18 protein-coding genes and 1 riboswitch are annotated in these 25,646 nt (G+C 40.4%); of the genes, 3 read left to right on the top strand and 15 right to left on the bottom strand.

Features of this window, described 5'->3' with window-relative positions; all coding sequences use genetic code 11:
* Positions 1-33: 33 nt before the first annotated feature.
* From EO124_RS04690 to EO124_RS04725, 8 genes are all read right to left on the bottom strand, one after another.
* Positions 34-2,274, bottom strand: a complete 2,241-nt coding sequence (locus tag EO124_RS04690) for a TonB-dependent receptor (protein ID WP_127058550.1) — start codon at positions 2,272-2,274, stop codon at positions 34-36.
* 212 nt (positions 2,275-2,486) lie between these two features.
* Positions 2,487-2,657: riboswitch (cobalamin riboswitch) on the bottom strand.
* A gap of 451 nt (positions 2,658-3,108) precedes the next feature.
* Positions 3,109-5,772, bottom strand: coding sequence for an autotransporter outer membrane beta-barrel domain-containing protein (locus EO124_RS04695; RefSeq protein WP_127058551.1), 2,664 nt, complete (start codon positions 5,770-5,772; stop codon positions 3,109-3,111).
* Positions 5,773-6,396: 624 nt separating this feature from the next.
* Positions 6,397-7,482, bottom strand: coding sequence for an LLM class flavin-dependent oxidoreductase (locus EO124_RS04700; RefSeq protein ID WP_127058552.1), 1,086 nt, complete (start codon positions 7,480-7,482; stop codon positions 6,397-6,399).
* A gap of 223 nt (positions 7,483-7,705) precedes the next feature.
* The gene (locus EO124_RS04705; protein ID WP_127058553.1) at positions 7,706-8,635 is read right to left on the bottom strand and encodes a site-specific integrase; all 930 of its coding nucleotides are present in this window, start codon (positions 8,633-8,635) and stop codon (positions 7,706-7,708) included.
* 113 nt (positions 8,636-8,748) lie between these two features.
* Positions 8,749-11,964 (bottom strand): type I restriction endonuclease subunit R, encoded by a 3,216-nt coding sequence (locus tag EO124_RS04710; protein WP_127058554.1) that lies wholly within the window; start codon positions 11,962-11,964, stop codon positions 8,749-8,751.
* Positions 11,922-12,533 carry a restriction endonuclease subunit S gene (locus EO124_RS04715; protein WP_206512534.1) on the bottom strand — a complete coding sequence of 204 codons (612 nt, stop codon included), beginning with the start codon at positions 12,531-12,533 and terminating at the stop codon, positions 11,922-11,924. Before EO124_RS04715 ends, EO124_RS04710 begins: the two co-directional genes overlap by 43 nt.
* 6 nt (positions 12,534-12,539) lie before the next feature.
* Positions 12,540-13,136 (bottom strand): restriction endonuclease subunit S, encoded by a 597-nt coding sequence (locus tag EO124_RS04720; protein ID WP_127058556.1) that lies wholly within the window; start codon positions 13,134-13,136, stop codon positions 12,540-12,542.
* Between the two features lie 4 nt (positions 13,137-13,140).
* The gene (locus EO124_RS04725; protein ID WP_127058557.1) at positions 13,141-15,711 is read right to left on the bottom strand and encodes a type I restriction-modification system subunit M; all 2,571 of its coding nucleotides are present in this window, start codon (positions 15,709-15,711) and stop codon (positions 13,141-13,143) included.
* A 232-nt stretch (positions 15,712-15,943) separates the two neighbouring features.
* Between EO124_RS04725 and EO124_RS10430 the strand changes: the two genes are divergently transcribed.
* Genes EO124_RS10430 through EO124_RS04740 form a run of 3 tightly spaced genes read left to right on the top strand, consistent with a single transcriptional unit; the run spans position 15,944 to position 18,046 of the window.
* Complete coding sequence (locus tag EO124_RS10430; protein WP_127058558.1) at positions 15,944-17,383, top strand: Y-family DNA polymerase; 1,440 nt, start codon at positions 15,944-15,946, stop codon at positions 17,381-17,383.
* Positions 17,380-17,763: a hypothetical protein gene (locus EO124_RS04735; RefSeq protein WP_127058559.1), complete on the top strand. Its 384-nt coding sequence runs from the start codon at positions 17,380-17,382 to the stop codon at positions 17,761-17,763. Before EO124_RS10430 ends, EO124_RS04735 begins: the two co-directional genes overlap by 4 nt.
* Positions 17,753-18,046, top strand: coding sequence for a DUF5960 family protein (locus tag EO124_RS04740; RefSeq protein ID WP_127058560.1), 294 nt, complete (start codon positions 17,753-17,755; stop codon positions 18,044-18,046). Before EO124_RS04735 ends, EO124_RS04740 begins: the two co-directional genes overlap by 11 nt.
* A gap of 205 nt (positions 18,047-18,251) precedes the next feature.
* On the opposite strand, the gene EO124_RS04745 is transcribed toward EO124_RS04740, so the two are convergent.
* From EO124_RS04745 to EO124_RS04775, 7 genes are all read right to left on the bottom strand, one after another.
* Positions 18,252-19,898 carry an ArnT family glycosyltransferase gene (locus EO124_RS04745; protein ID WP_127058561.1) on the bottom strand — a complete coding sequence of 549 codons (1,647 nt, stop codon included), beginning with the start codon at positions 19,896-19,898 and terminating at the stop codon, positions 18,252-18,254.
* The gene (locus EO124_RS04750; protein ID WP_127058562.1) at positions 19,891-20,430 is read right to left on the bottom strand and encodes a phosphatase PAP2 family protein; all 540 of its coding nucleotides are present in this window, start codon (positions 20,428-20,430) and stop codon (positions 19,891-19,893) included. The genes EO124_RS04745 and EO124_RS04750 overlap by 8 nt, the downstream gene beginning before the upstream one ends.
* A 355-nt stretch (positions 20,431-20,785) precedes the next feature.
* Positions 20,786-21,484, bottom strand: coding sequence for a response regulator transcription factor (locus EO124_RS04755; RefSeq protein WP_127058563.1), 699 nt, complete (start codon positions 21,482-21,484; stop codon positions 20,786-20,788).
* A 4-nt stretch (positions 21,485-21,488) separates the two neighbouring features.
* Positions 21,489-22,940 carry a HAMP domain-containing sensor histidine kinase gene (locus EO124_RS04760; RefSeq protein WP_127058564.1) on the bottom strand — a complete coding sequence of 484 codons (1,452 nt, stop codon included), beginning with the start codon at positions 22,938-22,940 and terminating at the stop codon, positions 21,489-21,491.
* A gap of 3 nt (positions 22,941-22,943) precedes the next feature.
* Complete coding sequence (locus EO124_RS04765; RefSeq protein ID WP_127058565.1) at positions 22,944-24,200, bottom strand: cation:proton antiporter; 1,257 nt, start codon at positions 24,198-24,200, stop codon at positions 22,944-22,946.
* A 164-nt stretch (positions 24,201-24,364) separates the two neighbouring features.
* A complete protein-coding gene (locus tag EO124_RS04770) occupies positions 24,365-24,979 on the bottom strand; it encodes a thiamine diphosphokinase (protein ID WP_127058566.1) in 615 nt (204 codons plus the stop codon).
* Positions 24,980-25,214: 235 nt separating this feature from the next.
* A complete protein-coding gene (locus EO124_RS04775) occupies positions 25,215-25,631 on the bottom strand; it encodes a DoxX family protein (protein ID WP_021842491.1) in 417 nt (138 codons plus the stop codon).
* Positions 25,632-25,646 lie beyond the last annotated feature (15 nt).

Consider the following 25,646-nt stretch of genomic DNA (forward strand, 5'->3'; position numbering starts at 1 on the left):
GATCATGATGATTGAGGGTCTTTTTTAAATCGTCTAGTACTCGTAACGAACACCTAATGTATAGGTACGACCGGCAGTTGCCTCATTATCATAGAATTCACGGTCAAATATATTATCAATACTAAATTTAACTGTAAAATCAGGGGTAACACGATACCCAACACTGGTATTCACTAAGAAATAGCCATCATAAGCGCCATATTCGCCGGCTGCTGCCGTGGAGCTTTGGCGTGCGCTAACATATTGCATATCTAACAAACCAGTCCATTTTTCCTTATCATAAGCCAAACCTGCATGGAAGATATGTTTTGGCACAGAGTAATCAACTGCATTACTATAACCTGATTGATTAGAATTTGTTATTTTAGGTCCGGTGATTTTCCCCATTTGCCACGAATAATTAACATATGAAGATAAATTATCCGTAAATTTATGCTCATAGTTAAGCTCAATGCCGCGACGTGTTTCTTCACTGTAATTTATATACTGCTTATACTTAACTTTTTTACTATTCGTTTCATAAAATGTAGCCGCCGCAACCTTATCATCAGTTTTAATATGATATAGAGAAACATCAAGTGTGTCTTTATCCGTAAGCTGACGCTTCATACCTAACTCCCAAGTTTTAGATACCTCAGGATCTAAATCCGGATTAGGAATATAATTACCGGAGTTGACCGAAGCACCGGTATAGACAACGTATCGATAGATGTTATATAAGGCCGGTGGATTAAATGACGCACCATAAGATAAGTAATAATTGGTATCTTCATTAGCTTTGTACTCTATGGCAACTTTTGGGCTTATATGATTGTAAATTTTTCCATCAGAGGTATCATTATAATTAGCTTCTGTTGACCAGAATTTACCGCCACCCTTATCAAAGCGGTCATAACGAGCGCCCAAGAATACTGACCAATCATCGTTAACCTTATATTCGTCTTGAGCGAAAATTGCTAAGTTTTTAACCTTACCATTATCTTGAGCATAGTGTGTTATAACAGAGTTTTTATTATGCCAATTTGATAATTTATAGCGATTCTGAGTCATTTCCTCTGTATGATAAGAAATCCCGGCATTAATCGTATGTTTGCCAATATCACGCCATGTTTTTTCTACCTCATATGTGAACTTTTTACCCGGATATTTAGAGTATTCACCCAAACCGTTCCAATCGATTCCGGTGTAGTTCTTATCAACAATCGGTTGTGTATATCCGTCAACTTTATCATGAATATAACTTGCTCGAGCCACAAGATCATTAGCACTGTCACGATACGTTAAAATGTGTGTATCACGCTTATTTTCGTTATCATAACCAAGAAAACTCCCCGGGGATAATACAACCACCTTTTTATCCGCTACTCGTACAGATCCTTTCCAAACCGGATTTCCATCAGCATCGCGAACATAAGAAAACGGATTTTTATAGAATGATTCGCTGTTAATATGTGAATAACTATAAGATAAAGTCTGGTTTTCATTAAAATGATAACCTACATTAAAACCATAGTTTTCATGCTCCCATTCTTTTTCCCCTCGGCCACCAACGACATAACTACCATTTTTTAATTGCGGTAAATCTGCAGCGATAGCTGCTTTATTTTTACTCGTTTCAGCTACCGGTTTTATAGCGCGATAAAATCCTTTATATCCATCTGATGAGCGTTTTTCATAGTTAACGCCTACGCTCCATTTATCGGATACTCTGGAATTAACTACTACGGCACGTTTCCATGTATTATTACTTCCATACGATAAATCAGCTACAACGGATGTACCGAATTCCGGAGCACTTTTAGTTGTAATATTAATAACACCGGCTACTGCATGGCCACCATACAAGGAAGATGCACCACCGCGTAATACTTCAATACGCTCAATATTACTGATTGGAATCATATTAAAATCAACAGAACCATTATATGTACTATTTTGTTGAACACCATCAACCAATACCAAAATATCTTTGGAATTCATGCCACGCATAGTCAAACTGCCTTGCGCATTTTGATTAATAAAAATCCCCGGTAAAAATTGTAAAGCTTCTTGAACCGATGAAATATTCTTATCAGCTATATCTTGTGAGGTAATAACGCTTACACTGGCCGGCACATTAGCAATACTCTGTTCTGTTTTAGTCGCAGTTACCACCACTGTCCCTAAGTCATAATCAGACATCGCCCCCTCAGCTTGAACGCCTGTACACCAAAAGAAACTCCCACAACACGCCAATACTGTTGCACGTAAAAGAACACCATGTTTTCCTTTCATACCAACAACCTCCTCTTAAATAAAATACCCACACCTTTGTTTACACAATCCCCAACATTCGCTCTTTTTATTGACACAAATTTTAATATTTCGTTCATGTCAATTTTATCCCTCATTCATGTGCAACAAAAAAAGCATATCTACTTCAACTTTGAAATAGATATGCTAAATAGCTTACGCCAAAATCGCCTCTCTATCGCTCGTAGATTTAAAACGGAGATTATAAATAGGCAGTTCTCCTGGCTTAGATTCATAGCTCCTCTCGCCTTCCCAAAATTAATCAGTGGCAATATGAGAGTCGCTCCTCTTACAGTGACGGGATCGCATCGGCTTATACCGATTTCTCTATTAAGTCAAATGACACCTATTTTATTGTTATCAAATTTGCCAATTACACATAATGTATAAAGTTACTTCACATACAGTATATATTTACTTCATCAACTAGTCAATCTTAATTTAAAAATAATATTAATCATGCTATACCCCCTATAGTATATACATTTATGATTTTCCATTTACTTTTGTAATTATTCCTCAATATAAACTTTGCATAATTATTCATAAGATCACAGACCACTAACTTTATATTTAATGACATATTTATCAATAATTTCTATCAATAAAAAGGAGCTGTAACGAAATTGAGTTTTTTAACTCACATTTCTGTTACAACTCCCTACGCATCTTTCCTACTCTGTTTTCCAGAGGTTATAAAGAGTTGCTACGTGTTACAACTACGAATAGCAAAGGTCTTGCACCTATTCCTCTATTAACCCCAATAATTCTTCACTAACGCCCCTCATATCAATAATAATTAAATGATCTATTCAATTAGAATTTAAATCTCATACCGGCGTTAATTTCCCAGTTGAGTTCATAATCGCCGCCGAAACTTTTTGCCACATCAAAGTATAAACTGCTCGATGGATTAAAATCGTAAGCACCGCCCACAGAAACTTCGAACCAAGTGTCTTTGAAGTCAGAATCAGTAGACTTACCATCTTTGCCACTTTCCTGGAAATGTGTTGTACTATCGCCTTTAAATTCATGCAAAAGACTGCCTTTCACATAATAGCGGCTCTTAGCTTGACGCCATTCACCGGCAATTCCCATACGACCAATTAAGCTTGTAACAGCTGATTGATTAACTTGCATGGATTCTCCGGTAGGAGCTGCTGCTGTAAAACTATCAGATCCTAAACGAGCCCACGTTAGCTCAGCCTGAGGCGTAATAATAGCCGAGCCAAGCTGAATCTTTTTGCCGTATTCAACGCCAAGACCTAATACATTCGTACTATATTTTCCGCTTACATAATTACGCAAAGCCCCGGATTCAGCGTTATAAGCCGTAAATGAATTTCTCAAATTACCGACTTTAGCAATAACATCAAAGTATTGCCCATCCGGTTTAACCGTTGTTGCATACGCAGCCACCGTCAATAATTTAGACTCTCCGGAGCTGCCGTTAGCATAGTCACCATCGCCGCGGTTATAGCCTACAGCCCCACCTACATGCCAACCATTATCTAGCTTTTTATCAGCCCCCACTTGAACAGCTTTATATTTATTAGTTACACTCAGCGAATTCTTATTATATTCAGCTTCGCCACCATAAATTCTTGCCCAAATGCCGCTTTCTGTGCCAGTCTGCAAATCACCCAAGCGTTTGGACAAATTATTAATGTCCGTGCGCCATAAAACTGCGGACGATGCAATTGCGTTACTAGTATTTTTCATAATAGCAGTTTCATAACTACCGTTTTCCACGTTACCCCCGGGATTACTTGGCTGAGCCGGATTGACTGGTTTCTCAGGTTGTGCCGGTTGTGTCGGATTAGACGGCACGGCCGGTTTATTTGGTTGCTTCGGCTCTGCCGGCTGTGACGGATTTAACGGTTTATTTGGCTGCTTCGGCTCTGTCGGCTGTGACGGATTAGCCGGTTCTGTCGGTTTATTTGGCTGTTCCGGTTCATCTATAGCCTTTTCATATTCATAACTACCTTGTCCATTAAAACTATCAAACATAATGTTGCCGGTTTTTAAACTTGCACTAGATGATGTTAAACCTTCAGCAATAATTACCTCACCCGTTAAATTTCGTTCATCGACTATATAGCCACGATATACTAACTTTTTAGCCAACGAATTTAAAGTTTCACTTACTAAGTTTTTATCAACAGCTTTATTGGATGACGTATTCAATCCCTGATTATCCGTAATCATCGAGATAACAGAACCGGTTTCTGCATGTTTAACAATCAGATTTCCACCTCTAATATTAGTGGGATTATCGCTATCATGCTCATAGAATACACGCATATTACCTTTGTAGGATTCTACGGTAATATCATGCCAATCTTTTTGAAAAATATTACCGGCCAGAGCTTTCGTATTACCACCGGCCAGAACTTCCAATTGAGTACCTTTGAACCCTTCTGAAGTTTTACCATAAGCTTCATGATTCCAAGTAGCATCATTATTGATAAACAACTTAACATTAGGCGTAAACCCTTGCTCTATTTGCTTGTCAGTAAAATTAGTATCAATCACTCCGGTAAAAGAAGATTGCGCATTACTCAATCCTAATTGCACAATACTCTGTTTAAACTCTTCCGGCCCATAAGTCACAGCACCGTTTAAAGCACCAATATTCCCCTTAACAACGATTGTATTATTCCCGGCTGCCGTATGATCTTCATTCATATTGGCAAAAATAGAAGCAGATTCCGCTATCAAAGAATAATATTGTGAACTTTCATTGCTCACAATAGAGCCACCATTAATAATAACCGTAGCACCATTACCACTAGCCAATATACCATTACCGCTAGATGTGATATCAGTAATTCCTTTTACCTCAATCTGGCCGCCCCTTTTAATATTGCTGCTGCCAACAGCATATAATCCGGTAGCTCCATGATAGGCAGCACCGCCATAACCATTTATCCCAAGTTCTTCATTCCGGCTTTTACCATTAGCAATGAAGTCACCATCAAATGTGATTTTAGAATTTCCTGCACTAAAAACACCAAACGCTGGGCCCCCACTCTTTGCATATAAATTGGTATGACCATTAACTTCAATCTCAGATTTTTTATCTTTGTCTTCACTCTTCACAAAAAAACCTTCCAGGCTATTGTTTGATTCATTAACTAAATTCAAAGTTTTAGCGTTTATAACAACAGTTTTGCCGGATGCATTTTTAATTACACCGGAATTTAATTTCCCATCGGTAGCAATCACAACGGTTTCTGCTGAATTTGCCCCTACTTCAACGCCCGGAATTGTTATATCAGTCCCATTAAGACGATATTCCGCTATGCCATCTAAAGCCTTTGCATCGCTATATTCTGCATCTTTAGTGACATCACCGGTAATCTTACTTTGATACACGGTAGTATCTGCCCCATAAGCTACCATATTAGCCGATAACAATGCCATAGAAATACAACTACTGAGCCATAATATTTTCTTCTTCTTCTTACTTCCCAACATAAAATCCACCTCATACCTTCACAACTTTTTTAATAACTCCCTATTCCCCCCATAAATAGAAACAATATAGCTCTCTCTAATTTTAATAAAATATTCATTAAGAACGAACATTTAGATTTATTTTATTCTGTAATTATTATTCATGTCAATCAATTAGCATATTCTAATTCGTTATTAGTTAATAATTTCCAACTATTTTATATTCATTTATTTTTGTAATATATGGTTAACAATACATTCTCTAATTAATAAATAACAAACTAAAAAATACTTATTTTACAGCATTTTTACAATGTAAAGTATTTAATAAATTACCTGTAATAAATTTTCTATTATACATATCTTTAATTTCTATAATAATTTTTTAAATATTTGTTATTCCTACCATATTAGTTGCTTATAAAACCATAAGAAAATCAGCTATATAGATTATTTTGAATATTATTCCTATTTTCACGCAAAAAAAAAGACGATAGAAATTCTATCATCCTTTTAATAAAGAAAAATATTAAATTAATATTAACAAATTAAATTTATAAGTAGCGAATTATAAACGCGAGATATATAAAATTTCCTCTAATATAATAACAACATATATCCGTTATATAATCACCTAATATATTACTATACGGTTTTGACTACATCAGCCAATAATTTATATGAATAGGCTTGTGCGCTCTGATCGTAAATTAAGCTCTGAGCCATAATCTCTTCAAAAGTTACCCGCTTTTGCAAGTCCTGCAACTGTTTCGCTGCCGAAGCCGGACTACCTATCAAGGAAACGGACGTCATCTGTCTAACTACAGCTTGTTCCCGGAAAGCGATGTCCTCCGCTTTAAAAGGAATAGGGCCAAAATGCGGTGCTCGTTTGGCTGCCACATAATTATCCCAAAGTTCAGCTTCTGATTCCACCGGTGGCTGCAAACCTTGATTATTGCCGGTAACAATATCAATAAAACGCTGCGTCTGCGTCGTCGCTAAGTGTTTAGCTTCTTCGTCGGTATCAGCCAATACGACATTCATGCCCAAGATAACATATGGTTTTGACAACACTTTAGACGGTTTAAAACGTTCCCGATAAATCGCTACCGCTTCTTCCATCATGGCCGGTGCAAAATGAGCAGCAAAGGAATACGGCAAGCCCAATTCAGACGCCAAATACGCACTGTCCGTACTGGAACCTAATATATAGAACGGCACCTGAAGCCCCGCTGCCGGATAAGCATGAACACCATTCGTATCATCAAAATAGCCTTTTAACTCTCGCAACTCTTCAGCAAAATCAGTATACAGATTGTTTGTACGGCGAAGCGCACGTGCTGTTACCTGATCCGTACCGGGCGCTCGGCCTAAGCCCAAATCTAAACGATTCGGATATAAAGTCTCTAAAGTACCATATTGTTCTGCCACCAAGTACGGACTCTGATTCGGTAACATGACACCGCCTGAACCGACACGAATTGTTTTAGTATTCGCCAAAGTATGTTGAATCAAAAGTTGCGTAGCACTACTCCCCAAAGATTTCATATTGTGATGCTCGGCGATCCAATACCGCTCATAACCATAACTCTCCACCGCTTGGGCCAAAGCAATCATATCTTTATAGGCATCAAAATATGTCTGACCGGCTCGCAATGGAACCAAATTTAACATGGACACCTTTAGACTTGCCGGTGCATTCTTTATATCTTGCTTATTATCTTCCTTCATATATATCTCTCCTTATACTCGATTATTTTCAAGAGTGACTGCTTTATCGTATGAAGCTAATTACTCTGCAATATTTATTAAATCTACATTTCGTGATATGAGTATATATCCTAGAGTTATTATATGATTTATCCTATTCGATGTCAACGATATATTTAAATATTTCTATGAATTTAATTATTATAACTCAATAATCCTCCATCGGCGCGGATTTATTTATCCGTTACATAAGATTAGACAACGACCTCATAATAAGATCTACATCCTGGTTTTCCAGCTCTTGGATAATATGAAGATATGTCTTCTGTGTCGTAGTCATACTGGCATGACCAAGTCGCCTGGCCACACTGGCAATAGAAACTCCGGCAAATAGTAAAATCGATGCATGCGTATGACGCAGGCCATGAACCGAAATTACAGGGATATCAAGTTTCCTGCAGCACCGCTCCAGCATATCATTCACAGTCGAGTTATATATCTTTTCCTTTTTAATGAAAATCGGTTTATCCTGCGGCAAATCTTTAACAAGAAAAGCAAATTGCATAATAACCTGCCAGTCTATTTGAATTTTGCGGACTGACGACTTATTCTTTGTCGGTGAAAACCCACCGCCATTTTTGTAATCCCATGTTTTACTCACAGAAAGCGTCTGATGAGCGAAATCAAAATCTGCCGGCGTAATGGCCAATGCTTCTGAAAAACGCATACCCGTCTTAGCTACCAACAGAATGAACCAATCCCAATTCACTTCATCTCCTAAATTCAGGCTTTTCAGCAATGTGTGAAGCTCAAACTGATTCAAATATTTTGTTTTCTTCGGGGCTTGTGCCTTCCCTTTAATAATAACCTTACGGGTCGGATCGCGTGGAATCAGGCCTTCATCAACCGCATCAAGAATGGCTCCTTTCAGCTGATGATGAAAGTCCATCGTCGTCTGCCGCTCATGCTCCTTAGCATACTCATTAATGATTTGCTGATACGAAACCCGCGTTACATCACAAAGTCTCAATCCCGGAGCCAGTCGTTCCAGCCAAGCAAGGCTCATATGATACTTCGAAAGTGTCACATTGCGAATAGCGCCTTCCTTATACACCGAAACCCAGTTACGATAATAATCTGTCAAATAATCCGTTGCTTTATTTATAATCGACATAAGTGCCTCCTTCCTACGCCGATGAAGGATTGGAGGCACTCATTTTGTACGATTTTAATTGTCTTTTACTTTCAGTACCTGTTGCTACTGCGGTTTTGCTTGTTCGTGTCGTTTTAATTCTTACTTGCTTCGTTCTTCTGCTCCTCGTCATCCGGATCTTGAATATCAAAGCCGCCTTCCAGAACAAATTTTGTAAGGAGCTCATCTACACGATTATTCACGCGGAATGGTGGTAACTTTTTCTTATCTACTTTTGTAAAGTAGTCTTGCGCTTTTTCTCTGACTACCGTTGCTTTCAGGGCGTCAAAACGGCCATATTCATTCAAATTATCCTTTGTTACATGGGCATCCATCAAATTAGTCAAAAGCCCTTCATCAACACCAAGATAGGTTGACACTTTTTTATTTTGCTGGCTCTTTGCGTTGGCAATATATTCAACAATATAATCTCTAAATGTCTTTCCCTCGACAATCTTCACATCACCGGTCTGTACATCATGGAGAAAAATATTAGCATATTTTTGCTCTTCTTGTGTTAAAAATGCGAAGGATTTATGAAGGTCGGTCAATGTTTCCTCAACCGTAGCCGGATCGGCGTCCGGATCTTCCAGCTGTTTGCGCCATTTTTCAAAACGAGAATTCATGTAGTCATTATCGATAACACCGGTATTCTGCTCTGTAAGATATGGGTCAATCGGGAACGTCGGATCCTCTGGGCCGTTTGGAAGATTATCATTGATTCCGCCATTCTTCGGGCGCAATTCTTTATACCGCTGATCAAGAATCAGATAATCATCTTCCGTTGGCAACAACTGAATCATTTCTTCTTCGCTCGTATCTTCCACATCAATCAACGAAGAATATTCCGTTTTATCCCACGTAAAGCCTTGAATCCTGGCTGCTTGAAGATACGTTGAAAACTCACGGAACAATTTAGCAAACTTTGCCTTGGACGGTGTATCTTCCGGCAATGTATCCATATCCGGCACGCCGGCGCTTTTAAAAATATTCTTCATTTCAGCAAACGTAGCATTCATATGGCGTATGTTATCCGGCAAATGGTCGGCGAATAAGCCTTGCGGCCGGTCACCGGAGTAAAGCTGTACAGCCTCCTCAATATTACGCTTCATCGTATGCGGCATGCGATAATAACGAATCGAGCCGAATGGTTTTTCATTAATGTTAAAAAGACGGTTCGTTCTCGAAAAAGCCTGAATTAAGTTCTGATACACCAGCATTTTGTCCAAATAGAGCACGTTAATCCACTTAGAATCAAAGCCGGTGAGCATCTGATTTACAACGATTAAGAGGTCCAACTGCTTTTCAGGTTTTACCCATTTATATGGAGTTTTATGAGCCAATCGAGCCGACACATCTTTTTTAAACTTGGCATAACCGCCGATATCAAAGCTTTGCTCGAAAATAGCATTATAATCCTCAAGCATAACCTTAAGTCCATCTTCTTTGAACAGTGAGCGGTCGCCACCTTTATTATCAATAGTCGGGTCAAAAAGCCCGGTTACCTTCAACTGTGGGTAGCGTTCTCTAAATTTAAAGTAATAACGAACCGCTTCCGGAATGCTGCCGGTGGCAAAAATCCCATGGAATTGGTGATTACGCGAAAGAACACGCCAGTTTTTAGCAATATCATCAACTACAGCCCATTGATAATCATCCGTTTGCCAAGCTTCTTGCTCTACATAATCTTCAATGCCTCGTACGTAAGAGCCGTCATCTTGGCGTTTACCTGCCATAGGCACTTCGTTGGACGACATAAAACGATAATATTTTTTGCTCATCGTCGGATCTTCTAAGGCCTCTTCAATCGATGTCGCCCCCGATTCCTTAAGTGCCACTTTTTCACGTAAATCTTTATCCTTATACACCATTACCATGGTCGGGTCAAAGCCAAGCACGTTCTTATCGCGAATACCGTCAGCAATGCTGTACCGATGAAGTTCATCGCCGAAAATATCCGCTGTTGTAGTCATGACTTGTTCGTTTTCATTAAAAACCGGCGTTCCCGTAAAGCCAAAAAATAAAGCATTCGGGAAGGTGGCCTTAATCGTAGCCAACATCTCGCCAAACGTCGAACGATGACATTCGTCAATAATAAACACAAGGCGCTTAGACTGCATTAACTCCAAATCCTTAGCCCGCATTTTACTCGCTGCATCTTCCTTAATATTGCTCATTTTTTGAATCGACGACACAATTAAGGTATCTTTCGGATTTATGCTTTTTAACTTACTGATTAAGGTAATCGTATCTTCCGTTTCCTGCACATCATCTACATTATCCGCAAAGGCCCTGTATTCCTTAAGGGACTGCGTACCAAGGTCAATTCTATCCATAAGGAATATAACCTTATCCGCATCTTTAGAATTGGCAATGAGCTGCGCCGATTTAAAAGACGTCATAGTCTTACCGGAACCCGTAGTATGCCAAATATAGCCCCCACGCTGATTTCCTTCGTGCCAATCATTTTTGGACACACGGTCAGAAATCTTGTTGGATGCATAATACTGATAGCTGCGCATTACTTTCAATACACCATCAGAATCATCTGCTACCGTGTAAAAACCAACCAGCTGATGCGCCATTGGAATAGATAATAAACGTTCTGCCACAATCTTCCAGTCATTTATCGGATCATTGTTCAAATCCGCCCAATGGAAGTAAAAATCTGGATTGAACTTTCCATCAGGCCCCGGATTGGCAAAATACAAAGCTTCCGTCGGATTCATGGCTACAAAGATTTGAATCAGTGAAAAAATTCCTGAAAAAAGCCCTTCATGTGAGTATTTCTGAATCTGATTTGCCGCTTCAATGACAGGGACACCAGACTTCTTTAACTCAATATGAAATACCGGCATACCATTGATGAGGAGCATCAAATCACCGCGTCTATCCTGCAACACTTTTTCGCGACGGGCAAAACGAGGTTGCTGCACAATCTGATAGCGACTTTGCCCCGCTGCAATTTCCATGCGGTCATAAATCTTTAAACTTACTTCTTTGCCGTAATGCAATGTATCGTCAGGATTCTTACGAATTATGGACACAGTTTTACCATTAATAAAACCATTTAACTTCAAAGGAGTGCGAAGTCGACGGATTTGTTCTAACAAGTCTTCCATTTCTTCCGGAATCAGCGGATAATCTCCCAGACGATCAATATCTCTGTTATTTTCAAAAAGAATATTTGCCCAATTTTGAAGCAAGTCTTTTTCCGTCGGATTCTTGATAACGTCCTTTTCCCAGCCATAACGCTGCAATGCAGTTATTAAGGCCGCTTCAAAATCTGATTCTTTGTTAAAATCATCCATAACTTTACTCCTTTTTCTATTAATTTCCATGAATTTTGCTGTCGTTGATGAAGGGTGATGAGTTGATCTAGTTGTTTAAAATAGGCTCCAATCTTTTTCTGCTCTTCTAAACTAGCAATAGGAACTTCAATTTCCATTACTCTATTTTTTGAAATATTATATCTTGAAATTCCTTGTGCAAGGATTATCAGTCTTTTTCTCACAGAATATGATCGCAACATATATGCCATATAATATGGTTCAAGTTTTATCTCGGGTCTGTAACCAAAGCAAAAACTATTAAGATAGACATTATCACTATCTCCAAGCCATACCGATGACATTCCAACCTCATCTGGAGTTTCTGATGAAGTCGTAAAAAGTATATCACCATATTGAACTTTATTTTGTTTATTATCAATTTCTATAGGTTCAGTCATCTGAAAATCAGCAACAGGTTGAGAAAATACATTCATGTAAGTTACAAATTGTGCACTACCATGTCCAAAATCTTCTTTTGATTTACCGGCTAATCCTGAAAATATTGATCCCATATTTCCTAACTTACGCTGTTCCCAAACTATCGACAATAAAATTTAGTTTACCATTTTTAAACTTTTTGCCTTACGTTGATGAAGGGTGATGAGGCGATTAACATTCTTAAAAAAATTCCCTATCCTTTGCTGCTCATCTACTGAAGATAAAGGTATAAGCACTTTTTTAAAATCTTTTAAGTTATAATTTGAACGGCCATCTCCTGTAGCCATTGATATTGCAAAATTCTTATGCTGCGCTGTATTAAAATAAGTAGATAAATAATTCGAGTCTAAAAGCACCTGATTAGGCCTCGTATTAATTGTTGCAAAACCTATGGCTCCTGTTTCTTTTTCTGTAACAACTGCCGATGTACCAATATCTCCAGTATGTACAGTTACAACATCCCCTACACACAATTTTCGATCCGAATTTTGTGCAGAAAAAGTTTCTTCTAAAAATATAGGAACATCAGAGAAAAGAAACCTATTCTCTTTAATATCAGAGTTTCTTATTAATAAAGTTCCTTTATTTCGATAATTTTTAGTCATGGTAGTAACTAAACCAATAAAGATTTCAGCCACATCCGTAATCTTACGCTGTTCCCAATCATCACTGAAGCCTTTGAACCTAATCCTCGGGGTTTTTCTTTTTTCCATCACATTAACCCCCTATCAACTTCTGCAATTCACGGATTCCGGCCATATCAGCTTCAGAACCGGTAAGTTCAGAAAGCATAGCGGACAATTCTTTTTCAGTCTTTCTGATTTCTTCTTCAATATCGCTCATTGTTTCAGCATATTTTTTAGACAATGTTTCAATACGTTTCGTAAAGTCATTGAGCATGGCATCAGCAAGCGCCAACGTGCCGTCTACGATTGGTTTTGCCCATTTTTCATGGAGAAGTTCACGTACAGCTTCATCAGAAAGAGACTCAATCGTTGTTTTTGTCAAAAGATGCAAATCAGTTTCTTCCGTCTTAATCTGATTCTTCAATTTCTTCTCTTTATCGTTAAGACTTTGCGCACTCTTAAGGGTTTTAATCAGCTCTTTGTTTTCAGCTTCATCCTTCTTAAGCTCAGCGATTACGCCCTTAATATTTTTCACCACAAAGGCATCATTAGCATCGTTAAGCGCCTCCGAAATCATTTCCTTATCATCTTCGCTCAAAGACTCGAGTAATTCCTCATAGGAACCCGGAATCTCAGAAAGTTCATTATTCTTCTGCGTCAAAGATTCTAATTGTTCAGCAAGACAAACGCGCTGCACCAAATCAAAGTCGAGGATATGACCTTTCCAGCCATCCTGCACTTCCGCATCTTTGCCGTTCTTTTTCTTGATAACCATATTTGGGTCAACAGTTCGTACAGCCGCCATGCCTTCCGCCTGAATAAGTTCCAAGTCGCCGGAAATAGCACCATACTGTTCTTCAAAAATTTCATACGCCTGATACGGATCTAACAGCGGAATACCGGTAAAGCGTTTGAAAAGATCGGTCGCCAAGGCTTCTTCTTTTCTAGGAATAGAAAGTTCTAAGGCACCATCAATCAATTCCTTATCCAAACTTTCGCCCAAATCAGCAAAACGGTCGCGGAATTGTGCCAAGAAATTCTGCACATCTTTATTGCCTAAAATCGTCTTTTTAATATCCTCCGTACTTACGGACACATATTCCTCGCCTTTAGTAAAGAGCTCTTCTTTTAATGAAGGGAAAACGTTCCAGTAAGAATCAAAGTCAGCTAACTCAGCTACCGGGATGCCACCGAACATAGTCGCATAAATATCGTAGGTTTCAGCGTTTTCAGAAGAATCCACATAACGCGGAATATTCAAGTTGTAATCATTATTGCGAATTTCTTCACGAGTAACTACGCGGGAATATTTATCCTGCGTCAATCGCCCCTTCACCGTGTCTACAATGCGACGAATATCGGAGGCTCGAAGTTTGTTATTTTTACCTTCTTTGGCAAAACCCTTAGACGCATCAATCACAAGAACATCTGTATTTTCTCGTTTTTGACGCAATACCATAATGATAGTCGGAATGCCCGTGCCGAAGAAAATATTAGCCGGCAAGCCAATAATCGCATCAATATTATTCTGCTCAATTAGGTTTTTACGAATCTGACCTTCTTCACCGCCACGGAACAATACACCATAGGGCAAAACGATGGTCATAATACCGTCCGGTTTCAAGTGGAACAAATCATGTAAGAGGAACGCATAGTCCGCTTTGGATTTAGGTGCCAAGCCATAGCGAGAGTAACGTGAATCGCTCTCTTTCCCGGCCGGTTCCCAACGCTGTGAGTATGGCGGATTAGAAACCACCGCATCCACATAGAGCGGCTCATATGTACCAACCGGATCTGCTTCGTCAAAGTACGGCCAATCTTCTTCCAAGGTATCCCCGTTGCGCGTCAGAATATTGTCCGGCAAAATCCCTCGCATAACCAAATTCATGCGAGTCAAATTATAGGTATTAGACTTCAATTCCTGCGCATAGTAACGAATACTATTTTCGTTTTCCATGTATTTAGCGGTAGTCTGGCCGATATTTATAAGCAAGCTCCCCGAACCACTGGTTGGGTCATAAATTTTGATGTTTTCACGACCTCTTAAATGATTAGCCACCACTTCCGACATAAGAAGTGACACTTCATGCGGTGTATAGAATTCCCCTGCTTTTTTACCCGCATTGGCCGCAAAGTTGGAAATTAAATATTCATAAATAAAACCAAGCACATCATAGTCTTGCTTCTTATCCATCGGTATTTCGTTAATAAGCTGCGCCAAATCACTAACGGCCTTCGTCTGCGATTTCGTGTTTTCACCTAATTTAGAAAGGCCTGTTTCGAGGGTATTAAAAATGCCGTCAAATACTTTTTTATGGGATGGCGAAATCAAGCGCGTAAAGGATGATAACGCAATGCGCACATTATCGACCGAGAAATCCGCGCCCATTTTAATCCATGTGGAAAAAAGGTCTTTATAGGCAATAAAATAACCAAGATTCTTCTGAACCGTACGCACCGTTTCATCGTCATCCTCATTTACGTATTCTTTGATGTCTTCCGGTGTGTATTCTTGCGACAAAAGCCATTGTTCTTCTTTGTCCGACAAGTATTTATAAAAAATGAAACCAAGGATATAATCCTTATACTCATTCGCTTCTATCTTAGACCGCATGCGGTTTGCAGATTCCCAAATCTTGGCAGCTAACTGCTGTTTATTCATAAACCTATCCTCCAACTAATACCTTTTGAGCAAAAAAGGCAAAAAAATTTCATTTTACGCTGTTGTCAAGCGTAAGTCTATATGAATATATTATATGAAATATCAGATAATAAGCCAATAGAAAATTTACCTTTTAGCCAAACAATTATTCTTTATTTCTGCCATTGACTCAAACATCTATTCGATGTATTGTTTTAGTAAAGAAGGTATTACGTAAAAAGGAGGTGCACTCATGGGCTATATTAACTACGACTTAGAGCCCCGCTCAGATATTGCGTTTATCGACATGAAGTCGTTTTACGCCAGTGTCGAATGTATCGAACGCGGTTTAAATCCCCTCACAACTTCATTATGTGTCATGAGCCGGGCCGACAATTCCAAAGGCCTGATTTTGGCGTCCTCCCCAACGTTTAAACATGTCTTCGGTAAACAAAATGTGAGTCGCTCCTATGATTTGCCCTTCGATATCGAAACCAGGAAGTTTAATTTACGTCGTGCCCTCAAAGAAGGCTTACCCATTACGCCCAAATATATTAACTACATCGAGAGCTGGGCCAAACGCACTCTGATTGTGCCGCCGCGCATGGGCCTTTATATTATAAAAAACCTCGAGATTCAACGCATTCTGCGCGAATACGCTGCCACCGAAGATATTTGCCCCTATTCTATCGACGAAGGTTTTGTAGACCTGACTCGATCTTTGAAGTATTTTGTACCTAATCCCCAATTAAGTCGCCGTGAAAAACTGGATATTCTGTCTGCCAAAATCCAGCATGATATTCGCCAGCGAACCGGTATTTTTTCTACCGTCGGCATGTCTAATGCGAACCCGTTACTTGCCAAACTGGCTCTCGATAATGAAGCTAAAACCACCTCTACTATGCGTGCCAACTGGTCGTACGAAGATGTATCCACTAAAGTATGGCAAATTCCCAAACTAACTAACTTTTGGGGCATCGGCAGTCGCATGGCACGCCGTTTAAATAATCTTGGTATTCACTCCATCAAAGAGCTGGCAAACTGTAATCCGGATGTGCTTCAGAAAGATTTAGGCATCATCGGTGTACAGCTGTGGTTTCACGCTAACGGCGTTGACGAAAGTAATGTACGTGAACCGTATACACCACAATCCAAGGGGTTAGGCAATTCACAAATATTACCGCGTAACTACACAAAACAGGATGAAATTGAGCTCTTGCTCAGCGAGATGGCCGAACAGGTGGCTATCCGTCTGCGCCATAGCCATCAGCAAACACGCTGTGTGTCCGTTTATATCGGTTTTGCCAAAGAAAGCTATTTTGAACAACAATCTCGAGGCTCATTTCAAGCACAGATGAAGATTGAACCGACGCAACTGACTGATGAATTGACGCGCCATGTAATTAAATTATTTCGAAAACACTATAAGGGCGAAGCGGTTCGCCAAATCGGCGTTCAGTACAGCCAATTTATTCCGGAAGCCTTGCAATCTATTTCTCTCTTTGACAATCCGGATACGGTGCGCAAAACGCATAATCTGCAGCACACAATTGATGATATTCGTCGTCTGCACGGTTTCTTAGCCATTCAAAAGGCCTCGGTTCTCTTGGATTCATCACGTGCCATTGCCCGTAGCAAGCTCATTGGCGGTCATGCAGCCGGTGGTGCCGGCGGTTTGGATGGTTTAGTATGATTGACCGTACCTATTTGCCATTTAAATCCGCTCGCACCTACAAAGACCGCAAAATGGCTAAATGGATGGGCTTCTTTTTATCCGACCACCAAACGGCCTTACTGCAGTCGCACATGAAGCTTGAAATCGATGAATCCATGAGTCTTGAAGAGCGTTTAACCTGGCTGGGTCGACTCTATGCCGGCCAATACACGGCCACTTTTGAGGTACGCGTGCAAAGTAAAGGCCAACCGCTCACCACAAGCCGTATCACAGGGAAAGTCTATGATCTCAGTTTGGCTGAAGTAACGATTAAACATCAAGACGATACCTTTACAACCTTAACTATAGATACTATTAATCGCATTACAACCGAGGAGATGGCAAACGATGGAATCTAGAGAATTTCAACGTAACCAATTGCAATTTTCATACTTTTCACCGAATTATTTAAAGTTTGAAGAAGACTTTTATGAATATTCGGCCCTGGATACACCGCTAACCTTTTTAACCGATGATATTCTACAAAGTATGGCCCATTCACAGCAAAATTACTTTAAGCTCAACAAAGAAAACGCCAAAGATAATCGCAACCATTATTTCTACTTTAAGATCCATGCCGTCGAAGGCAAGCGCCTTATTAGGCAATATATTTATGATGGTCATTCGTTTACTAAAAGATAAGCTGTACTGTTATAAACAGGTTAGCTATATGAAAATCAATGCAAAAAAGCAACCAAAGGAATTTTTACCTTTAGTTGCTTTTTTACTTTTTTTGTTATGTTACTTAACTTAAAATCAGATGGTTACTTAACCGAAACTGTAAACTGTTACTTAACTACATTCTATATTGTTACTTAATTAAAATTGTATTGCCCACTTAGGCAACTTATTTTCTAAACACCGTAAATTTATCTAAAGCTTTTACTTCTTGCCATTGTCCCGGCATATCAGCTTTAAATTCTTTTAAACGGCGATTATCTACGATGGCAACAACATTATCACGAGTTGCCACGGTTTCTTCCGCAATGAACGGCATTACGTTTTTCGTATTCCAATTCATAGCCGACGGTTCAAGACCCGGAATATCCGCAGCTTTTTCAACACGATAAATCAACTGATTGCTGTAGAACCCCGCCGACGTCTGATAACGGCCATAGCTTACAACCATATCCCCCGGTTTAACCGTTTGTGCCACCACGTTGCCTACATCTTTAGAAGAGTAAGCGTTGCAATACGGCATTGCTACGGCGAAGGTAAGCACGGAATACAATACGATATTGGCAATCACGGTGTATTTTACCAATTTCAAATGATTTACCATGACACGAGCCGCCAAAATCGCAATCGGCAACAAATATGGGAATGTATATGTCGTGTATTTAGTGGCCATCAGTTGGTAGAACACGGCAATCGTAAACGCCCAAATCAGTAAGAAGATAGTGGTTTGATCAAACTGCACCATACTGCGCAGCGTTGCCTGCCAAGATGGCATTCCCGCTGTTTTAGAATCGGCCCCCTGTGCATTCATAGGCATACCGGACGAATCAGCCGTATCCATAACAGTCATATGCACCGGCACTCTGGCAGTAGTACCATCGGCCATAACGACTATGCCAAAATGTTTATGACTCTTTTCATTAACAACAGCGTCTACTGCACCTGCAGTTTTTAACATTTGACGCTGTGCCTGAAAACGACGTTTAAAGAGGTACGGCAAGGTAAATACCCATGGGAAGAACCCAATAATAAACATACCCAAATAGTAATACCACACATTATCGCGCGGATGTTCCGAAACAGTAGCACGCAATACATTGTGAACGCCCAAGAACGTATCAATGAAGTCCATGCCGTGCACGCTGTACATGTAGTAATACCAAGGGCCGGCGGTTAGAACAAATATAGCAATCCCACCGAGCCATTTCATATGAAGCAGCTCTTTGTAATCGCGCTGCGAAACTAAGAATAACACAACGATTAAGCCCGGTAACAATAAGCCGATAGGCCCTTTTGTCAAAACAGCCAAGCCGGCAAAGAAATAGGCTCCGTAATAGTAATTACGCTTTTTAAAATAATAACCCAAATAGAAGAAAATAAGAGCCGCATTAAAGAATACAAATAAGGTCATATCGGTAATTACAGTTTTGGAAATGAGCCAATATTCTAACGATGTTCCCAAAATAACCGTAGCCACAAGCGCTGTCAGACGGTTAAAGAGTTTTTGTGTGAACCAATAGGTCATGAGTAGCCCGCTAATGCCGAAGACAGCCGGGAAAAAGCGCGCCGCCCATTCATTGACGCCAAACAGTTTAAAAGCGGCAATCACTTCCCAATAAAAGAAAATAGGTTTGTCATACCAATAATTACCGTAAATCTGAGGCGATAAATAATTGCCGGCCTGCAGCATTTCTTTCGCCGTTAAGGCATAGTTTGACTCTACCGGATCCGTGATGGCAATGCCCCAATTGCCCAGGAAAAACAGATACACACCTAACAACAGAATCCAGCCGAGATATTTTTTTGACTCACTCATGATGGGCACTCTCCTCAATCTGCTTATAAGATAATTCATAATCTGAAACTGAATTTTTAACTATTATGGGACGGCGCTGTGCGTATTTTTTGTCAAGAAAACGCCAACCGTATACACTGGCCATACCGATAATCACTCCAAATATGCCACCCATCAGTACATCTGACGGATAGTGCACATATAAATATATTCTTGAAAAACTGATAAGTAAGGCTACGCCTAAGGCCACATAACGGCCCGGAATCTTATTCATAAATAAAATTGTAACTGCAGCTAAAGCTGACCAAGCATGACCTGACGGGAATGAATAATCCCATGGTTCATGAATTAACAGTTGCACCGCCGGTTGCAGTTCGAACGGTCTAAGCCGTGCTACCATCGGCTTAACACCCAAGTTCAAGAGAACAAAACCAATGAGCATAGCCGTCATCATCATGTAGCCGACCTTTCGGTATTTTTTTTGGAACATGAAGACTATGCCAAGAGCAATCCAGATTGCCCCGCCATTACCTAAATCCGTGGCTTCTTCCATGAGGATATCCAGCCAATGTGCATGCCCATATAACCATATATAATTTAAAATCGAAAAATCATATTGTTGTATGAGACTAAAAAATTGTTCCAGCAATGTAGTAGCCCCCTTTTGTATTAACTTTCATTCTTAGTATACAAAAGGGTTTTAAACAAGATTTACACCAAATATAAACAAAAGTTAAACATTTATTTCAAATTAATAAACCAAAATTTTTCCAATAAAAAATAGCTGCCGGATGGAATTTTCCCATCTGACAGCTATAAAACTCACCTTATATTCTATTTGTTTTGTATTACTCTTTGACATGCTATTGTCTCCGGCAATACTTTATCGAATACTACATTTTAAATTACTACATTTTAAACCGATACCCGGCGCCCCACACGGTTTCAATATAGCGTGGATTGCTCGGATCATCTTCGATTTTTTCACGCAAACGATTGATATGAACAGCTACAGTCGCCACATCACCAATGGCTTCGAGGCCCCATATGCGCTCGTACAAGGTTTCTTTATCGAATACCAAATCACCGTTGCGGACTAAGAACAAAAGCAATTCATATTCTTTATTTTTCAAATTTACTTCTTTATTATGCACAAAGACGCGATGTGAACCGGGCTGAATGAGTAAATGGCCCACCTGAATGTCCGCTTCCCCCTTATTGGTGCTTTGCCCTTTACGTAACCGTTCATATTGAGCAATATTAGCTTTCACGCGAGCCACCAAAATACTTGGGGAAAATGGCTTTTCAATATAATCATCGGCACCTAAGCCTAGCCCGTGAATCTTATCTATATCTTCCTGTTTAGCCGTTACCATAAGAATGGGAATATCCAGCGTTTCTCTTAATTTCTTTAATATACTGAAACCGTCAACGGTCGGCAACATAACATCAAGCAGTATTAAATCAAAAGGTTCATTTAAGGCGAGTTCCAACCCTTTGCCGCCGTCATTGGCGATGGTTACTTCAAATTGGCTCAGTTCTAAATAATCTCGCTCAATCTCAGCAATTGCCTGATCATCTTCAATAATTAAAATTCGTTTCGCCACTACATTAACCTCCGTATTTCGGGAACTTCATGATTATACGCAAACCACCGTTATCAGCGTTTTCAGCTTCAATAGTACCGCCCATTTGCTGCACCATCTTTTTAACAATCGCAAGACCGAGCCCACTCCCCTTATGAGGATTACTGCGCGCCGCATCACTACGATAAAATACATCAAAAAGCCGTTCCAAACTGCTTTCATTCACTCCGGGGCCGTCATCCGCTAAAATAAGCGCAACCATATCTTCCTGATTCTGACAGGACATATACAAATTACCGGTTTCATTCACTTTATATTTTACACTGTTATCGGCAATATTGGCTACAATATTACGGATTTGAAACGGGTCGGCCCAAATCAAAGAGCCCTGCTCAATCGCTTCACGATGAAGAATTAAGCCCTTATTCTTATACGCTTCCCCTTCATCACGGATGAACATTTCCAAATGCGTACCCAGGTCCATTTTTTCAGGATAGCTAGGATATTCTTCCAAATCCATTTTAGAAAACGTAAAGAGATTGCTAATCATGTGCTCCATTTCATCCGCCTTTGTCTGAATCATGCGCACATATTTTGCCTGTAATTCCGGCGTCGTTGCAATACCGTCCTCCAAGCCTTCCGCATACGCCTTAATCGACGTTAACGGGGACCGTAAATCATGAGAAATACCGGCCAACAACTCCTTACGATTTTGTTCCTGCTTTTGAATCAACGTTACAGACTCTTCCAAACGACGAGCCATATCATTAAAATCTTCGCAAATCGGTGCAAATTCGTCTTTCCCATCATAGGTGAGTTTAATTTTTAAATTACCGTCACGAATTTGACGCACCCCCGATACCAATAAATCTAAAGCACTGCGAATACGCTGGAATACAAAGCGTGTTAAGAATTTATTGGCTACGATAATGCCTATGATAAACATAATGAAGATAAATATGAGGGACCATTTAACCGTGTTCTTGGCCGGCCAAGTACGCGTCTTGATTTCCGAACCGTAAATATAGACACGATAATCGCCCGCCTTAGTCACAACATTTCGTGTGGCTATGGCGTGACTACCGTTCGAAATGATGCCGTCACCATTTAGTTGATCCGCTGCGTCTTCCAGTTTAAGGGCTTCCGCATCCGGTGCATCGCCCCAAGTCCATAATTCACCGGAGGGGCTTGCCACACGCACCGTATAGCCTGTTACTTGTCGCAATGCCGCCGATACATCCGAAATCTTCGGATCGCGACCGGCCGCTGCCGTTTCCTGAAGTTTCCCTTCTACCTGTGTTAACATAAAGGTTCCGGTCCGCTCAAAATCTTCCAAATCACGAACGCCGATGTTATTCCGCTGTACGCTTGGAATCCAAATGGCGGCCAAACTAACAAATACAATAAGTAACGCCACTATCGATGGAATGGCAATCATCAAAATATTCGAGATTACCAGCCTCTTTTTTATCAACATGCCTTACTTTGCCTCCCCCTGTCCTTCTATAATAGGATCTATTTCCGGTTCCAATAATCGTTTATAAAAATAATCCATGGCAAATGCGCCGATTGGCGATGTTATTAAAATTGCCATGGCCGATGCAGCCAATACTAAAGGACCGCTATCAAGCCCCAAAGCCAACGGAATGCCGCCGATGGCTGCCTGCACGGTGGCTTTAGGGGCAAAGGAAATGGCACAGTAAATACGTTCCTTCATATTGAGCTTCGTTTTTAACAAAGACGCTCCTACCCCCAAAGCACGCCCCATAGAACCTAAGGCTATAACGCCAATCAAAATGCCGCTCATGCTGAGCATATACGTCGTATCGATAGCCGCTCCTACGAGCACGAATAGTATGATTTCAATAGGAATCCATAGTTGATTAATTTGTCGATTAAGGGCCTGCCCCAACTCATAAGAAACCTGTCCTTTGACCACACTGGACATAATCATAACTGCCAAAAGTCCCGAAACAGCCGCATACGGTTTAAACCAATTGCCGATAGCCACCATCACAAACGACGCGGCAATCAGAATCGTCAGCAATAAGGTCACCGTACCGGGCAATAATTGATCGCCTTTATTCATTCGCTTGGCAATATACGACAGTATAAAGCCACCTATAAAGCCCAGTACAATGCCACTAAACAACGCTACCGGCACCTGGGCGGCAATGGTCAAGGCACTCATCCCTTCCGGTGTAGCCACATGGGCCTCCACGAGCGCTAACACTAATGAAAAAATAACCACGACTACAATATCTTCCAATGACGAGGCTACCATGATGAGTTGCGGAATCTTCTTTTTCGTCCCATAACGTAATTCAATGAGATGAATCATGCGAAAAACCACAACGGCCGGCGATACGGCACAAACAGCGGTAGCCAAGAGTAAAGCTTCCAAGCCATGGAGGTCAAATACATAAAGGCCTAAATACGTAAGTATGGTCAGCTCTATTAACATTGGTACCGTCGACATCATCAGAAGTGGCCGCCCAAGGCTCCAAATATCTCGCAAATTAATAGCAAGGCCTGCCTTTACAAGGATAACTATGAGGGCTAACTGCCGCAAATCAGGTGAAATGGTAAGCATGGTCGAATCGAGCCAATTGCCCCCCTGCGGTCCCAAAAGCATACCGGCCAACATAAGCCCGATAATGGTCGGCAGCTGTATTTTGCGACATACCGCAGCCAAAGCGGCGCCACCTAATATGACAAATCCTAATGATGTTAACATTCTTCAAAACCTCCCGGGACCGATCGCCTGTCAGTCACGATAAATATCCGTCGCTTCCAGGTCGGGGTCCACATCCGTTGCCGGATTATATTTTCTAATTACTTTTTTAATTTTATGTAGCGGGTACGGTGCTCTATCCGGCTGATGATACTATATTTAATGTCCTACATATGTGACATGGACACCATCAAAATACCGTCGCCCACCTTCACGTGCACCGTATCATGCCACACATTACTTACACCTACCGGCTTCGTATTGTACAAAGTCGCGTTTTTCAACGCATACTTAGCCCCCGTAATCGTCACATTATGACACTCGTCAGATAAAGCGAGCACCGACAAGGAATAGTCCATCCGCGGTTCTAAGGTAATGTCGCCGTGGCTAAACAGATAACTATCCGTATCGTGACTCACCATGCGCACGACGGCTCCTTGTGAAACAGCGTACATGGCTGCCTGCACGTTCCCCATTAAATGGTCAAAACGACCGCCAAAGGCACAGTATAAGGTTAAATCTTTATAATCATGTTCCAAGGCATAACGAATGGCTACCATCGTATCTGTATCATCTTTATCCGTCGGTAAATCCAAAATTTCAATGCCCGGCGTTACCTTCCCATGATAAGAATCAAAATCCCCTACTACTAAATTTGGTTCCATATCATATTCACGAGTGTACGCATAGCCTTTATCACAGGCGATAACAAAGTCCGCCGTCTCAATGCCGTCTAATGGTGAAAAAAGTCCACCCAGTACGATTGCACAATGTTTTCTCATAGTCGCTCCCGTTCTATTACAGTATAATATATGATTAACTATACACCATATGAGAGGATAAAGGAACACTAAAGAAACACATAAGCCAAAAGTGTTTCTTATACGTAAACTATGCTCACATGTTAGCTCTAAAATAAATCCCGTATCGAGTATGAAAAAAGAGCTCCATTACAGGAGCTCTTGCAAATATTAATTACAATATTAAATTTTAATACTTAACACAATCGTTCAATTCTTATTTATGAGCTATTTTATAATCAAAGCTGAAACGACCCGGGCCGGCAATAAAGAGCATAATAGCGCCGAACATCATCTGAGACGGATAATCCCATTTTAAGAAGCCGTTGCCCAATTCCAATACTGTAGCCACGAATAAAGTACCTACAATCAGTAACGCACCCAAGCGAGTACCAAGGCCCAATAAAACTAACAAGCCGCCGATTAATTCAGCGCTGGCTGCCATAATACCTAACATATAATAGCCACCGGTAATACCGAAAACGCCTAACATGCTACCTACAGCAGTCAATACTTGTTCGCCGCCGGCAAATTTGAAATAGCCGTGCGCCATCATCGATAACCCGAAAACGATACGATAAAATAATAAGCCTTGATCTTGGTAACGGAATAAGTTTTTCAATAAAATGTCCATGTTTGTCACTCTCTT

Source organism: Veillonella ratti (genome assembly GCF_003992115.1).
In the GTDB taxonomy this organism is placed as follows: domain Bacteria; phylum Bacillota; class Negativicutes; order Veillonellales; family Veillonellaceae; genus Veillonella_A; species Veillonella_A ratti.

Coding starts and splice junctions, on each gene's coding strand:
- EO124_RS04690 (WP_127058550.1), bottom strand. CDS start 2,274: ATGAAAGGAAAACATGGTGTTCTTTTACGTGCAACAGTATTGGCGTGT.
- EO124_RS04695 (WP_127058551.1), bottom strand. CDS start 5,772: ATGTTGGGAAGTAAGAAGAAGAAGAAAATATTATGGCTCAGTAGTTGT.
- EO124_RS04700 (WP_127058552.1), bottom strand. CDS start 7,482: ATGAAGGAAGATAATAAGCAAGATATAAAGAATGCACCGGCAAGTCTA.
- EO124_RS04705 (WP_127058553.1), bottom strand. CDS start 8,635: ATGTCGATTATAAATAAAGCAACGGATTATTTGACAGATTATTATCGT.
- EO124_RS04710 (WP_127058554.1), bottom strand. CDS start 11,964: ATGGATGATTTTAACAAAGAATCAGATTTTGAAGCGGCCTTAATAACT.
- EO124_RS04720 (WP_127058556.1), bottom strand. CDS start 13,136: ATGGAAAAAAGAAAAACCCCGAGGATTAGGTTCAAAGGCTTCAGTGAT.
- EO124_RS04725 (WP_127058557.1), bottom strand. CDS start 15,711: ATGAATAAACAGCAGTTAGCTGCCAAGATTTGGGAATCTGCAAACCGC.
- EO124_RS10430 (WP_127058558.1), top strand. CDS start 15,944: ATGGGCTATATTAACTACGACTTAGAGCCCCGCTCAGATATTGCGTTT.
- EO124_RS04735 (WP_127058559.1), top strand. CDS start 17,380: ATGATTGACCGTACCTATTTGCCATTTAAATCCGCTCGCACCTACAAA.
- EO124_RS04740 (WP_127058560.1), top strand. CDS start 17,753: ATGGAATCTAGAGAATTTCAACGTAACCAATTGCAATTTTCATACTTT.
- EO124_RS04745 (WP_127058561.1), bottom strand. CDS start 19,898: ATGAGTGAGTCAAAAAAATATCTCGGCTGGATTCTGTTGTTAGGTGTG.
- EO124_RS04750 (WP_127058562.1), bottom strand. CDS start 20,430: ATGGAAGAAGCCACGGATTTAGGTAATGGCGGGGCAATCTGGATTGCT.
- EO124_RS04760 (WP_127058564.1), bottom strand. CDS start 22,940: ATGTTGATAAAAAAGAGGCTGGTAATCTCGAATATTTTGATGATTGCC.
- EO124_RS04765 (WP_127058565.1), bottom strand. CDS start 24,200: ATGTTAACATCATTAGGATTTGTCATATTAGGTGGCGCCGCTTTGGCT.
- EO124_RS04770 (WP_127058566.1), bottom strand. CDS start 24,979: ATGAGAAAACATTGTGCAATCGTACTGGGTGGACTTTTTTCACCATTA.
- EO124_RS04775 (WP_021842491.1), bottom strand. CDS start 25,631: ATGGACATTTTATTGAAAAACTTATTCCGTTACCAAGATCAAGGCTTA.